Source organism: Pantoea sp. alder81, assembly GCF_020179835.1.
In the GTDB taxonomy this organism is placed as follows: Bacteria; Pseudomonadota; Gammaproteobacteria; order Enterobacterales; family Enterobacteriaceae; genus Pantoea.
This window is the reverse complement of the sequence record NZ_JAIUDA010000003.1, coordinates 318,821-332,743: the sequence shown is the minus strand read 5'-3', so window position 1 is coordinate 332,743 and position 13,923 is coordinate 318,821. Positions and strand designations below refer to the sequence as shown.

Genomic DNA, 13,923 nt, shown 5'->3' with positions numbered 1-13,923 from the left:
CCTCATCGTCCGCGAGGCGAGTCATGGTAACATAGGCAAACGCGAGTAATAACGATAACCATTATCAAATTGCGTTGCGCATGCGACGACGTTGAACAGTGAAGGTTTAGAACGATGCGCCAGATCCGTGCATTAGCAGGCTCAGGGATTCTGCTCTTGCTCCTCATCGCGCTCAGCTTAATGCTGGGGGCAAAATCGATACCCTTTCCCGATGTTTATCATTCTCTTACCTCAAGCTGTAATAGCGCTGAGTGCGTGATTGTGCGTGATGCACGCCTGCCGCGCACCCTGGCCGGATTGCTTGCCGGTGTGGCCCTTGGGTTAGCGGGCGCGCTGATGCAGAGCCTGACGCGCAATCCACTGGCCGATCCGGGTATTCTCGGCGTCAATGCGGGCGCCGGGTTTGCGGTGGTGATCGGCATCGCTTTGTTTGGTGCGGATTCTCCCCTCGACTGGCTCGGTTTCGCGTTTGCCGGTGCACTGCTGGCGTCATTACTGGTGGCGATGACGGGCGCGATTGGCGGCGGGCGAGTCAATCCGGTGCGCCTGACGTTAGCCGGCGTGGCGCTGGGCGCGGTGCTGGATGGGCTGACTTCCGGCCTGTCGCTGCTCAATCCCGATATCTATGACCACCTGCGTTTCTGGCACAGTGGCTCGCTGGATATCCGCAATTTCACCGTGTTGCGCACGTTGTTCCCTGCCGTGCTGATCGGTAGCGTCGTTGCACTCTATTTGTCGCAGGCGTTGAACAGTTTGAGCATGGGCGGCGATATGGCGACCGCGCTGGGCACGCGGGTGGCGCGCACGCAACTGCTGGGTTTAGTGGCGATTGCGTTGCTGTGTGGTGCGGCAACGGCTGCGGTAGGCCCCATCGCTTTTATCGGGCTGATGACGCCGCATTTTGCACGCTGGATGGTCGGCAACGATCACCGCTGGATGCTGCCCGCCACGGCGATCATTACCCCGATTTTGCTGCTGGCGGCGGATATTCTCGGGCGTCTGCTGGTGGCGGGTGAGCTGCGCGTCTCCATCGTCACGGCGATGTTAGGTGCGCCGGTGCTGATTGTGCTGGTGCGCCGTAAACTCGGGCGAGGTGCGCTATGACGCGTCGGGTTGCATTACATACGACATGGCTGTTGATCGGCTGCGCGCTGCTGGCGTATCTGGCGATGACGCGAGGGGCATTGCCGATTGGGGCTGAGCAATTCTGGCAGGTGCTGGCCGGGCAGGGTGCCAGCAATGTCAAACTCATCGTTTTAGAGTGGCGGTTGCCACGCGTGCTGATGGCGCTGCTGATTGGCGCGGCGCTGGGCGTCAGCGGCGCGATTTTCCAGTCACTGCTGCGCAACCCGCTCGGCAGCCCGGATATTCTTGGTTTCAACACCGGTGCCTATAGCGGCGTGCTGGTGGCACTGGTGCTGTTCAATCAGGGCATCGCTGCTATGACGGGGGCAGCGTTGGTCGGCGGTATCGGCACCGCAGCGCTGGTGTATCTGTTTGCCTGGCGTAACGGCGTCGAAACCTTCCGCCTGATTATTGTCGGCATCAGCGTGCGCGCCTTGCTGATGGCGCTGAATGCCTGGCTGATTATCAGTGCTTCGCTGGAATCCGCGCTCAGCGCCGGATTGTGGAGTGCCGGATCGCTTAACGGTATCACCTGGGCGAAAACGCCACCGGTGATTGGCGTATTGCTGCTGTCGCTGTTGCTGATGGCGTTGCTGACCCGCCGCATGCGTTTGCTGGAGATGGGCGATGATACCGCCAGTGCGCTCGGCGTGCCGGTGGAGCGCAGTCGGCTGCTGCTGATGCTGATTGGTGTGGTGTTGACGGCGGCATCTACCGCTCTGGTGGGGCCGATCTCCTTTGTGGCGTTGCTGGCACCGCAGATCGCGCGTCGACTCGGCGGCGGCGAGAAAGGTGCGCTGTTACTGGCGGCGCTGTGTGGCGCGCTGTTATTGATTGCGGCTGATTTTGCCGCGCAACATCTGTTCCTGCCTTATCAATTACCGGTTGGCGTGATTACCGTCAGCCTCGGTGGACTTTATCTGATTGCGTTACTGGTGCGGGAGGCGCGACGCCAATGATCGATATCCCTTCACGGCTGTATGGCGAAGGCCTGACGCTCGGCTACGACAAGAAAGTGGTGGCAGAAAACCTGTCGGTGGCCATCCCCGAAGGGGAGCTGACGGTGATTATCGGCCCAAACGCCTGCGGTAAATCCACTTTGCTGCGTACCCTGAGTCGTCTTAATACTCCGCTGAAAGGCGAGGTGTATCTGGATGGTGAAGCGATTGCGCGTTACCCGACCAAAGAGGTGGCGCGTCGACTTGGACTGCTGCCGCAGAGTTCCAACGCACCAGCGGGCATCAGCGTCACCGAGCTGGTGGCGCGTGGGCGTTATCCGCATCAAGCGCTGTTTGGACGTTGGCGCAGCGAAGATGAAGAGGCGGTGCAAAGCGCGATGCGGGCAACCGGCGTGGCGGATTTGGCACAGCAACCGGTGGATACCTTATCCGGCGGACAGCGTCAGCGCGTATGGATTGCCATGGTGCTGGCGCAACAAACCCCGCTGTTGTTGCTGGATGAGCCGACCACCTGGCTGGATATCACCCATCAGATTGAACTGCTGGAACTGATGCAGGAGTTGAATCAGCAGCATGGCCGCACGCTGGTGGTGGTGCTGCACGATCTCAACCACGCGTGCCGTTATGCCACCCATCTGATCGCTATGCGCCACGGCAAGATTGTTGCTGAAGGTAAGCCCGCAGAGATCGTGACGCCCGAATTGATAGAACAGGTGTACGGTTTACGCTGCGTGATTGTGGAAGATCCGGTGGCGCATACGCCAATGATCGTGCCGCTGGGGCGGGGAAGGTAATCAGGGCGGCATAAATGCCGCCCCTACAATGCAGGTACGCATCAATGCGTACCTGGTGCTGCTTAGCCTAATATCCGCTGCAACAACGGTCCTATCTGCTCAAACATCTGCGGAGAAATAATCTCCACGTGCGCACAATCCATCGGCCATACCTCTAATTCACCGACATACGGTGCCCAGGCGCGACGCGCATCCTGACCGGGTTGCTGCGTCTGCTCAGCAAGGAACAGCGTGGCGCGACCGTTGAAACGGGCACTGCGCGCGGTGGCCAACAGACGCACCGAACTGGCGTAGTTGGCTTCGATGGTATCGAACATCGCGCGCATCTCTTCGCCCGCCTGGTGGCGCTGGGCGGCGATAAACTGTTCACGCTCGCGATTCACCTCTTCCAGCACCGCCGGATCCAGCACATTCTCACCGCGCTTCTCATCCCAGTTCTGCGTTTCCGGCGGCCAGGTATCAAGCAGGCCGAGGAAGGCCACCTCTTCACCTGCTGCTTCCAGCCGCGCCGCAATGCCTTGCGCCAGCGTGCCGCCCAGCGAATAGCCGAGGAAGAAGTACGGTCCGTGTGGCTGCACTTCACGTAACGTTTGCAGATGCGCATCACATACTTCGTCGAGATGCGCGCTTTGATTCAGTGGGCTCTGGGTATCGGGCGACTGAATCCCCACCAGTGACCAGCGCTGATCGAGATAGCGCTGCAGAATGCTGAACTGCCAGGCAAAACCCGACGCCGGATGGAAGCAGAACAGCGTGGGGCCGTTGCCCTGACGCAGCGGCAGTACGGCTTCAAAACCTGCCTGCTGATGCGATTGTGTATCGCTCAATAACCGGGCGAGTTTTTCCACCGTTGAAGCCACCATAATCTGCCCCACCGAAACCGGCTGTTGCAGTTCGCGGCGCAGCTGGGCAGCTAAGCGCATCGCCAGCAACGAGTGGCCACCGAGCGCGAAGAAATCATCCTGGGCGCTGATGGTGTCGCGTGCTAAAAGCTGGCAGAAGGCTTGCGCCAACTGCGTTTCCAGACCGGGTTGCGGTTCGCGACCCACGCTATCAGCTGCGTTTTGCGGCAGCGGTAAGGCTTTACGATCCAATTTACCGTTGCTGCTCAACGGGAAGGCATCCAGTTGCACAATCGCCACCGGCACCATGTGCGCAGGCAGGCGTTGCGCCAACGCATCACGCAGTGCGTCACCATCGACGGCGTGCTCTGCGATGACGTAACCCACCAGCTGACGCGCATCACCACCCTGTGCGGCGGCACCGCCGAGTACCACAGCATGTGTTACCGCCTGCTCAATGCCAGGCTGTGCGCTCATCACATGATCGATTTCGTTAAGTTCGATACGCTGGCCACGGATCTTCAGCTGATCGTCGCTGCGTCCAAGGTATTCCACTGCGCCGTTATCCAGCCAGCGCGCCACGTCTCCGGTCACATACATGCGCTCGCCTGCGGCAAAAGGATCAGCGATAAAGCGGCTGGCGGTCAGATCCGGGCGGCCGAGATAGCCGTGCGCCAGCTGTACGCCGGTTAAATAGAGATCGCCCGCCACGCCCGGCGGTACTGGCTGCATACGCGCATCAAGAATGCGTAATCCGGTATTCCACACCGGGAAACCAATCGGCACGCTGGCCCCATCTACCGCTGCCAGGGCCTCGCCAAACGCCGGATACCAGCTGACATCGACTGCCGCTTCGGTTGGGCCATACAGGTTGTGCAGCGGCACCCGCGTCAGTTTCTCCCACTCACGCGACAGATCGGTCGGCAGCGCTTCACCACTACAGAAGACATTGCGCAGGCTGTTACAACAGGCAATCGACTGTTCATTGTCCAGCGCCGCGACAAAGGCCGCCAGCATAGAAGGGACGAAATGCGTGGTGGTCACTTTGTAACGCGCAAACAGTTGCTGAAGTGCTTCCGGATCGCGGTGCGCTTCTGGCGGTGCCATCACCAGTTGCGCGCCCACCAGCAGCGGCCAGAAGAATTCCCACACGGACACATCGAAGCTGCTCGGGGTTTTCTGCAATACCACATCGTCGGCTTGCAGCGGATAGCGATCCTGCATCCACAACAGGCGGTTAACGATCGCCTCATGACCGACCAATACGCCTTTCGGACGCCCGGTAGATCCTGATGTGTAGATGATGTAAGCGCCATCCTGCGGTGTTGGCGCGCTGGCGGGTTGTGGCGCGTCTGGCGCGGTGTAAAGCGCATCAAAATGCAGCTGCTTTACAGGGTCGATAGCACTGAAACGGTCACTGAGTGCCGCTGAGGTGATCAACGTTTTGGGTGCGGCATCTTCCAGCATCAGCTGTAAACGTTCGTCGGGATAACCGGTGTCCAGCGGCAGATAGGCCGCGCCGAGCGACACGATCGCTTGCAATGCCAGTGACAGCTGCACCGAGCGTGGCAATGCCACTGCGACGATATCACCGCGCTGTACGCCTGCTGTACTGAGATCGGCTGCCAGGGCATACAGCTGCTGCTGCATTTCGCGGTAGCTGAGTTGATGCGTGGCATCAGCCAGCGCGGGGGCGTAAGGCGTGCGCTCAACCTGCTGCGACAGCAACGACGCCAGCGTTTCAACCGGCACGGGATGTGCAGTCTGATTGATACCCGCGATCTGCGCATGTTCTGCCGTGGTCAGCAGATCCAGTTCACCCAACGCACGCTGCGGTTGCTCTGCGAGTTGATTTAGCAGCAGGGCAAAACGGCTGGCATGGCGCATCAGCGTGGATTCGCTATAGCGCTCGGCATTCGCCAGCAACTCCAGCGTCAACTCACCCTGTTCACTGATGTAAATTGCGATTTCCAGATCGCGCACCGGGCCAGATGCCAGCTGATGTGTAATGCCATCAACACCGGCAAAATCCAATTGATAATCAAACATCTTCAGATTGATTACCGGGCCGTACAGCGGATCCCCATCCCCGAGTCGGCCAAGATCGCGCTGTACCTGTTCCGCGTCATAACGCTGGTGGCGGCGCATTTTCTTTACTTCACCTGCCAGCTGGGCAGCAAGCGCGCTCAGCGGCTGGGTGGGATCATAATGCACGGCCATCGGTAACACGTTGATCACCGGACCGGTGGCGCACAGCGCGGCAGATCCGATGCGGCGCATAAAGATAAATCCGGCGGCGAAATCGTTCTGTCCACTGAGTCGCGCAAGCCACAAGGCGACCAGCGCAAAGGCCAGATCGGCGGCGCTGGATTGAGGATGCTGGCTGACCAGCGTCTGGAAAGTGTGGTGGTCGAGCGTCACGCTGTGGCGCAGCAGATCGGTCGAAGCACTTTGTCCGGCCAGCGGCAGCGGTGACAGCGAAGCGGGCGAGGGCAGTGCCGTGCCTTTTTCGCGCCAGAATTCGCGATCGCGGGTGAACGAAGAGGATTCCTGGTAGCGCTGGTACTCTTCGACCACTTCGCTAAACGGGATAAAGGGCGTCGGCTCGGCATCCTGCTGCTGCACGGCTGCCGTGTAGAGATTGGCGATGCGGCGAGTAATGGCGGTAAAGCTGAAGCCATCCACCACCAAATGGTGATAGCGCTGATACCAAAACCAATGCTGATCGCCAATGCGATACAGCGTGTGATGCCATAATGGGGCACCGCTCAGTACGCGCAAATCCCCGTTCATGTCTTCACGCATTAACGCGCGAGCTTTGGCCGCTGCATCTGCCTCATCGCGCAAATCCACGATTTCAGGCGTGCTAAACGCCTGCGGTTGCAGCCACTGCAGCGCTTCACCCTCGACTTCGGCAAAAGCCATATTCAGCGTATCGGCTTCCTGCATGCCGGCCACGATCGCCTGCGCCAGCAGGTCAGTGTCGATGGCGCCTGACAATTCGACAAAGTGCGCCACCGCATAAGCATTGTGGTGCTGGGTCAGTTGGTCGGCAATCCAGATGCCGGGCTGAGCTGCCACTAAGGGCAAGGTATGTTGTTCTGTCATGGTTTTGTTCATCAGAGATTCAGACATCTGTGCTCCGGTTTGCGTCCTGCGTGATGAAGTTAAGTCGGATTGCGCCACAGGGCTTGCAGACCGTCGAGCAGACCACCGCGCCAGCATAACGCGTCATGGCCGCCCTCCACCGGCAGGTAATTTACCTGATAGCCGGCAGCGGTAAGTTTTTGTTCTAATTGTTGATTGGCTTGCAGAATCAGGCCTTCACGTTTACCTGCTTCCAGCCAGAAACGCAGCGGCTGCTTCGGTGCCAAACCGCTATCCAGCGCCTGTAACAGCCAGCCGTATGGATTGCCGCGTTCGGGCCACCAGAATGATCCGGAAAGGCTCAGCGCATTGCCAAACGTCTCCGGGAAATGCAGAGCGGCAAACACCGATGCCAGTCCGCCAAAACTTTGCCCGGCCACCAGCGTGCTGGCTGCCTGCTGGCGATAAGGTGCACATTGCGCCACCTGCGGCAGTAACTCCTGCTGCACGGCTTGCCAGAACTGCGGGTTACAGGGCAGTTCACGACTGCGGTGCTCACGATCGATGATGTCGATAAACAGATAAACGGCGGGCGGGAGTGTTCCGGCGTCAGTGAGTTGTTGCAACGGCCCGGCAATCGGCATTTGATTCGCCCAAAACTGTCCATCCAGCAGAATGGCCAGTGGACGTTGCGCGTTATTGGACTCGCCAGTGGCATAAATCCACACTTTGCGACTATTGCCTAACAGCTCGCTATCCCATTGATATTGCTGCAAAGCGATGTCAGCTGCACTGCCATCATCAATGGATTGCCAGATTTGCTGGTCAGGTGCCTGCGGAAGATGCAGTGGCGAGACACCCATACCTCGCCCACCGGCCCAGCCGCGCAGCGTATTCAATGGATCGGCCTTCGCCGTGGGGAATTTGTCACGCCACCAGTTACGCAATGCGTACATGTCCGCTTCGCCGCTAAAGTCGGTTGCCTGCTCATCGGGCATCAGGCAGTAGCTGCCACGCCAGTTGGACGGCAGCGCGGTTTGCCAGTACCAAACATTGGTACCTGTTACGCGCACCAGTGATTGGGGTGGACGCTTCTGGTGGTGATCGGTGACGCCAGTAATGTTGATCCACACACGTTGAATCGTTGAAGTTTTTTCACTGCCTTGTGGATCGCGCCAGAAGAAGGTCACCAGGCAGGTGCCATCCTGCTGAGGGTCAATTCGCGGGATACCCTGAGATTGTTGCTCCTGCCACCAGGCTTCGCTACCGGTTACATCATTTCGCCAGGTCATAGGGGCTGCCAGTCACTGTGTAGGGAAAGATTTACATAAGATTAATAATTAATACTATTGATAACTATTTGCATTTGCAATAGGGTGTTTCCGCTCAAAAGAGCACGCTCGTTCCGCCTGACTCTTTCCTTCCTGGAAGGTTACGCAACGGATGGCACTGCCAGGTCTGGAACTGGGCGCGATAAGGACAGGGATATTCTCACCGGCTCGCCAGTTAAGAATCCAACGGCATTTTTACTGGCCATCCAGGAATGAAAAACAATGACGCGTTACTCACGATTATCATTAGCTATTTTGATTGAACTGGGGCTCAGCGCCTCACTGCTCTCCGGCAGCGCCTGGGCAGCAGACACTTCCAGCAAGACGACCAGCAGCCAATCCACTACCGACGCCGAATCAATGAATGGCGGCACGTTAATGGTGACCGCACAGCAGCAGAACCTGCAGGCACCCGGCGTTTCAACCATCACCGCAGATGAAATTAAAAAGCATCCCCCTGCGCGTGATGTGTCGGAAATCATTCGTACCATGCCAGGCGTCAACCTGACCGGTAACTCCACCAGCGGCCAGCGCGGTAACAATCGTCAGATTGATATTCGCGGCATGGGGCCAGAAAACACCCTGATCATGGTGGATGGTATGCCGATCACCAGCCGCAACTCAGTACGTCTGGGCTGGCGTGGCGAGCGTGATACGCGCGGTGATACCAACTGGGTGCCGCCAGAAATGATCGATCGCATTGATGTGATTCGTGGCCCGGCCGCGGTGCGTTACGGTAACGGCGCAGCAGGCGGCGTAGTGAACATCATCACTAAGAAATACACCGATCAGCAGTGGCATGGTTCGTGGAACACCTACCTCAATGCGCCGGAACACAAATCGGAAGGTTCCACCAAACGCACTAACTTCAGCCTTGAAGGGCCGCTGGGCGATGACTTCAACTTCCGCTTGTACGGTGGATTAGCCAAAACCCAGGCCGATGCCTATGACATTAACGAAGGCCATGCGGCAGCGCGTACCGGTACTTATGCGGGCAGCTATCCTTCGGGTCGTGAAGGTTCGGTGAATAAAGATATCAATGCCTTGCTGAGCTGGACGTTTGCCCCGATGCAAACCCTGGAACTGCAGGCCGGTTATAGCCGTCAGGGCAACCTGTACGCAGGCGATACTCAGAATACCAACACCAGCGCGCTGGTGAAGAGCCTGTACGGCGATGAAACTAATCGTCTATATCGTCAAAACATCTCGCTGAAATGGACGGGCGCCTGGGATAACGGTGTGAGCACCAATACCTACGCGCGTTACGAGAAAACCCGTAACAGCCGTATCAACGAAGGTCTGGCAGGTGGTACGGAAGGTATCTTCTCCAATGATGGTTTTAATACCATTCAGTTAGACGATATTTTGCTGCACAGCGAAGTCAGCATTCCGTTTGAGTGGCTGATTAATCAGACGGCAACGCTGGGTACCGAATGGAACCAGCAGAGCATGAAGGATCCGTCTTCAACCACCCAGGCTGCGAGTTACGGTTCCGTGCCTGGCGTATCGAATACCGGTCGTAGCCCGTATTCACAGGCGGAAATCTTCTCACTGTTCGCTGAAGACAACATGGAGCTGACCGACAGCACCATGCTGACGCCAAGCCTGCGTTTCGATCATCACTCGATTGTGGGCAATAACTGGAGCCCATCGCTGAACCTGTCGCAAGGTTTGGGTGATGACTTCACGCTGAAGATGGGCGCTGGCCTCGCTTACAAAGCCCCAAGCCTGTATCAGACCAACCCGAACTACCTGCTGTACAGCAACGGTCAGGGCTGTGCTGCCAGCACCGGCGCTTGTTATCTGCAGGGTAATCCAGACCTGAAAGCCGAGAACAGTTTCAACAAAGAGATTGGACTGGAGTGGAAACACGAAGGTTATCAGGCGGGTCTGACCTGGTTCCGTAACGATTACCGTAACAAGATTGAAGCGGGTTACGCAGCGGTCGGTAAAGCCTCAAATGGCACCACGGATATCTATAAGTGGGAAAACGTACCGAAGGCGGTGGTGGAAGGGCTTGAAGGTACGGTGAATGTGCCGTTCTCGGATAGCGTGAGCTGGAACAACAACTTCACCTACATGCTGCAGAGTAAGAACAAGGAAACCGGCGATCGTCTGTCGATCATCCCGGAATACACCCTGAACTCAACGCTGAGCTGGCAGGCAACGCAGGATCTGTCGCTGCAGACCACGCTGACCTGGTACGGCACGCAAACACCGAAAAAGTATGACTACAAAGGTCAGCCTGTGACGGGAAGCGCGGCCGATAAAGTCAGTCCTTACTCCATCATTGGCCTGAGCGGGACTTATGATGTGAATAAGTACGCCAGCGTCACTTTGGGTATCGACAACCTGTTTGATAAGCGTCACTTCCGCGAAGGTAATGCGCAAACCACCGGTAACGCCACCACGGGCGCCTATCTCTACGGTGCGGGTGCCAATACCTACAACGAATCAGGCCGTACTTACTACATGAGCCTCAATACCCACTTCTAAAGCAGTTGATGCGGTAAATAGCAGCGGGCAATCAGCCCGCTGCTGTCTTCACGGTTAACCAATTCCAGCCTGCCACGGTGCATCTGCACAATGCGCAGCACAATATTCAGACCCAATCCGCTGCCACCGTAACGCTGATCGCGACGACGGAAGGCTTGCGTCAGTTCTTCTGCCGCATCGGCCTCAATGCCTGGCCCCTGATCCCACACTTCGATGATGACCTGCTGTTTGTCCTGCTGCATTCTCACCTTCACTTCACTGCCTTCCGGGCTGTAACGAGAGGCATTTTCCAGCAGATTACGCAGCATCAGGCGCAGCAACACGGCTTCACCCTGTTGCGGAATATCTTTGCCGTGCGGCCAGTGCAGTGTTTGCTGGCGCTGCTCATACAGTTCGGCCATTTCTGGCTGCAGCGGCTGCATGATGTCCTGTTGCCACAGCAACTGCTGATAATGGCCTCCTGCCAACGCCTGACCGGCTCGCGACAGCATCAATAGCTGCTCAACGGTGTGCATCAGCTGATCAATACGCTCGATCAGCATCTCACTTTGCGGCACCTGCTGCTGGTGCAATAACTCGAGATGCAGGCGTAAACCTGCCAGTGGCGTGCGCAACTCATGCGCAGCATCGGCGGTGAAGAGGCGTTCCTGCTGTAGCGTGTGATCGAGCCGCGAAAATAGCTGATTGATGGAGGAGGTTACGGCAACGATTTCATCCATCTCGGAATAAACCGGCAGCGGGGTGAGATTATCGGCAGAACGATGCGCCAGGCTGTCCTGCAGGGAACGCAATGGACGAATGATCCAGTTGATCGCCCAGAATGACAGCAGCAGCGTTAAGGCGATCATCACCAGTGAAGGCAACAGCAATGAAGCTATCGCTTCGCGGATCTCATTCTCGACGCGGTCGTTACGCGCCTGAGCCGAGAGGGTTTCATTCACCAGGAAACTGATTTGCTCCCGGCTTTCATGCCACAGCCAGATGGCGCTCATCACCTGACAGGTGAGGAGAATCAGCGCCAGCATGATCAGTAACCGCTGACGCATGCTATTCATTCGCGCACTTCCAGACGGTAGCCCACGCCACGCACGGTTTTAATGCGATCTTTCCCGAGCTTGCGGCGCAGATTGTGGATATGAACTTCTAAGGTGTTAGATCCGGGATCGTCATTCCAGCTGTAAAGATCCTGCTGCAGGGTTTCCCGGTGCACATTCTGTCCGACACGCATCAACAGGCGCGTCAGCAGCGCGAACTCTTTCGGGGTGATCTCCAGCGGACGCTCTTCCAGCAGCACTTGCTGCGAGCTAAGGTTGAGCGTGAGATCGCCTTGTTGCAGCAGATTGTCGCTGTGGCCCTGAAAGCGGCGAATCAAGGCACGGACACGCGCCTGCAGTTCCACCAGCGCGAAGGGTTTAACCAGATAATCGTCGGCACCGGCGTCCAGGCCATCCACACGATCCTCCAGCGCATCACGCGCCGTCAGGATCAACACTGGCACATTGATGCCGTCGCGGCGCCACTGGCGCAGCAGCGTGGCACCATCGCGATCCGGTAAACCAAGATCCAGTACGATCAGGCTGTACTGCCCGCTACGTAAGAAAGCATTGCTCTCTGCAGCGGTACTGGCGCAGTCAACGGCATAACCTTGCGCGCTCAGGGCCTGAGCCAGGCCCGATTGCAACAGCGCGTCATCTTCAACGATCAGCAATTTCATTAGTTGTTTTTGTTGATATCCGAGTAGAGGCGGCTTTCAAAGCGTACCAGAGGAATACGCCGCGTTTTCTGATCTTCAGGCGGCACCGCATAACCAGAAAGATACTGCACAAAGGCGACACGTGCACCGCTGGAAGTGGTAATAAATCCAGCCAGATTATAGACGCCCTGCAGTGAGCCGGTTTTCGCCGATACTTTGCCATCCAGTCCGGCTTCATGCAGACCGCCGCGATACTGCAATGTGCCGTCATAACCGGCCAGCGGCAGCATCGAAATATAATTCAGCGTTGAGTCATTTTTTGCGATGAATTGCAGCACCTGCATCATGGTATCCGGCGCGATCAAATCATGGCGCGACAAGCCTGAACCATCGACCTGAATGCTGTTACCCAGGTCAACGCCGGCTTTTTCACGCAGTACACGACGCACGGCATCGGAACCGGCGCGGAAGGTGCCAGGAACGTTGAAATAGTGATGGCCGATGGTGCGGAACACGGTATCTGCAATCATGTTGTCGGATTTCTTCAGCATGGTATGCAGCAGATTGTGCAGCGGCGCGGATTGCGTTGAGGCCAACACGGTGCCCGGCGGGGTAACCTGCGTCTGACGCACTAAATGGCCGCTGTAATCGATATCCGCGGCACGTAACTCTGCCTTGAGGATTTCGCCCGCCCATGCGGCACCGTCCTGCACAGCAAACGCCAGCGGCAACGGTTCAGCGCGTTGGCGCATGCACCCGGTCAGCGTGTAGCGGTTCAGCTCGCCTGGTACCACATCCAGTTCACAGTATTGTCCATCACCACTGTTACGGCCAATGGTTCGCACCTGGCTGAACATATGTGCCGGATAATAGGACGCAATGCGCACAAAGGCGTTTTCGCCCGGCGTGTTAGCGCTGTACAGCGACACTGAGAAGCAGTTTTTATCAACAATCGCTGCGCCTGGTGGGGCACTGAAGCACTGCGTCAGATCGTTCCATGGCCAGCCGGGTGCCATATCGTGGCTGGCGAACACCGACGTGTCGATCACCAGATTGCCTTTGATATGTGTGATGCCCTGCTTTTTCAGCGCTGCCACCATGTTGCGCAAATCCTGACGGCTGAGCGTTGGATCGCCACCAAAGCGCGCCACTAAATCACCATTGAGCGTGCCATCGCTGACCGCGCCTTTGGTTTCCATCGTGGTCTGAAAACGGAAGTCCGGACCCAGTTCCAGCAGGGCCGCTAGTGCGGTAATCACCTTCATGGTACTGGCCGGCAATGCCATCTGTTTGCCGTGATAGTCGATTATCGGGGTTGATGCGCCCACTTTTTGCACCATCAGCGCCAGGTTTGCGCCGTCTGGCAAATACTGCATGTATTCTTCAACGGGGGCTGCTTGTGCCTGCAGCATAAACGCACAGGTTAATCCGGTAACAAGTCGTGAAAATCGCATAATCTCGCGGTAACTGACGGGTGAAGGCGTCAATACTACGTCCCGAGGCGGTGCAAAGTAAACGATGACCCACAGGGAACTCTGGGGTAAAATACGTATCAAAATGCAAAACCGAACCTGACCCGGAAAGCTTTCCGGGTCA

Annotated in this window: 9 protein-coding genes; 4 read left to right on the top strand and 5 right to left on the bottom strand. The window is 57.4% G+C overall.

Features of this window, described 5'->3' with window-relative positions; all coding sequences use genetic code 11:
- Nucleotides 1-114 precede the first annotated feature (114 nt).
- The 3 genes from fepD to LBW88_RS11050 are packed head-to-tail and all read left to right on the top strand — an operon-like array spanning nt 115 to nt 2,878.
- Nucleotides 115-1,104 carry a Fe(3+)-siderophore ABC transporter permease gene (gene fepD / locus LBW88_RS11060; RefSeq protein WP_224932320.1) on the top strand — a complete coding sequence of 330 codons (990 nt, stop codon included), beginning with the start codon at nt 115-117 and terminating at the stop codon, nt 1,102-1,104.
- Nucleotides 1,101-2,084 carry an iron-enterobactin ABC transporter permease gene (fepG, locus tag LBW88_RS11055; protein ID WP_224932321.1) on the top strand — a complete coding sequence of 328 codons (984 nt, stop codon included), beginning with the start codon at nt 1,101-1,103 and terminating at the stop codon, nt 2,082-2,084. The genes fepD and fepG overlap by 4 nt, the downstream gene beginning before the upstream one ends.
- Entirely contained in the window at nt 2,081-2,878 is a 798-nt protein-coding gene (locus tag LBW88_RS11050) for an ATP-binding cassette domain-containing protein (RefSeq protein ID WP_224932322.1), read from the top strand. Before fepG ends, LBW88_RS11050 begins: the two co-directional genes overlap by 4 nt.
- A gap of 62 nt (nt 2,879-2,940) precedes the next feature.
- Here the strand turns inward: LBW88_RS11050 and LBW88_RS11045 are convergent, their stop codons facing one another.
- Nucleotides 2,941-6,855 carry an enterobactin synthase subunit F gene (locus tag LBW88_RS11045; RefSeq protein WP_224932323.1) on the bottom strand — a complete coding sequence of 1,305 codons (3,915 nt, stop codon included), beginning with the start codon at nt 6,853-6,855 and terminating at the stop codon, nt 2,941-2,943.
- A gap of 32 nt (nt 6,856-6,887) precedes the next feature.
- On the bottom strand, nt 6,888-8,099 hold the full coding sequence (gene fes, locus LBW88_RS11040; RefSeq protein WP_224932324.1) for an enterochelin esterase: 1,212 nt from the start codon (nt 8,097-8,099) through the stop codon (nt 6,888-6,890).
- Between the two features lie 261 nt (nt 8,100-8,360).
- Between fes and LBW88_RS11035 the strand changes: the two genes are divergently transcribed.
- Entirely contained in the window at nt 8,361-10,634 is a 2,274-nt protein-coding gene (locus tag LBW88_RS11035; protein WP_224932325.1) for a TonB-dependent siderophore receptor, read from the top strand.
- On the opposite strand, the gene pmrB is transcribed toward LBW88_RS11035, so the two are convergent.
- Genes pmrB through dacB form a run of 3 tightly spaced genes read right to left on the bottom strand, consistent with a single transcriptional unit; the run spans nt 10,631 to nt 13,781 of the window.
- The gene (gene pmrB / locus LBW88_RS11030; RefSeq protein WP_224932326.1) at nt 10,631-11,689 is read right to left on the bottom strand and encodes a two-component system sensor histidine kinase PmrB; all 1,059 of its coding nucleotides are present in this window, start codon (nt 11,687-11,689) and stop codon (nt 10,631-10,633) included. The genes LBW88_RS11035 and pmrB overlap by 4 nt on opposite strands.
- On the bottom strand, nt 11,686-12,348 hold the full coding sequence (pmrA, locus tag LBW88_RS11025; protein ID WP_034826547.1) for a two-component system response regulator PmrA: 663 nt from the start codon (nt 12,346-12,348) through the stop codon (nt 11,686-11,688). Before pmrA ends, pmrB begins: the two co-directional genes overlap by 4 nt.
- Nucleotides 12,348-13,781 (bottom strand): serine-type D-Ala-D-Ala carboxypeptidase, encoded by a 1,434-nt coding sequence (gene dacB / locus LBW88_RS11020; RefSeq protein WP_224932549.1) that lies wholly within the window; start codon nt 13,779-13,781, stop codon nt 12,348-12,350. Before dacB ends, pmrA begins: the two co-directional genes overlap by 1 nt.
- Nucleotides 13,782-13,923: the final 142 nt, after the last annotated feature.

Coding starts and splice junctions, on each gene's coding strand:
- fepD (WP_224932320.1), top strand. CDS start 115: ATGCGCCAGATCCGTGCATTAGCAGGCTCAGGGATTCTGCTCTTGCTC.
- fepG (WP_224932321.1), top strand. CDS start 1,101: ATGACGCGTCGGGTTGCATTACATACGACATGGCTGTTGATCGGCTGC.
- LBW88_RS11050 (WP_224932322.1), top strand. CDS start 2,081: ATGATCGATATCCCTTCACGGCTGTATGGCGAAGGCCTGACGCTCGGC.
- LBW88_RS11045 (WP_224932323.1), bottom strand. CDS start 6,855: ATGTCTGAATCTCTGATGAACAAAACCATGACAGAACAACATACCTTG.
- fes (WP_224932324.1), bottom strand. CDS start 8,099: ATGACCTGGCGAAATGATGTAACCGGTAGCGAAGCCTGGTGGCAGGAG.
- LBW88_RS11035 (WP_224932325.1), top strand. CDS start 8,361: ATGACGCGTTACTCACGATTATCATTAGCTATTTTGATTGAACTGGGG.
- pmrB (WP_224932326.1), bottom strand. CDS start 11,689: ATGAATAGCATGCGTCAGCGGTTACTGATCATGCTGGCGCTGATTCTC.
- pmrA (WP_034826547.1), bottom strand. CDS start 12,348: ATGAAATTGCTGATCGTTGAAGATGACGCGCTGTTGCAATCGGGCCTG.
- dacB (WP_224932549.1), bottom strand. CDS start 13,781: ATGCGATTTTCACGACTTGTTACCGGATTAACCTGTGCGTTTATGCTG.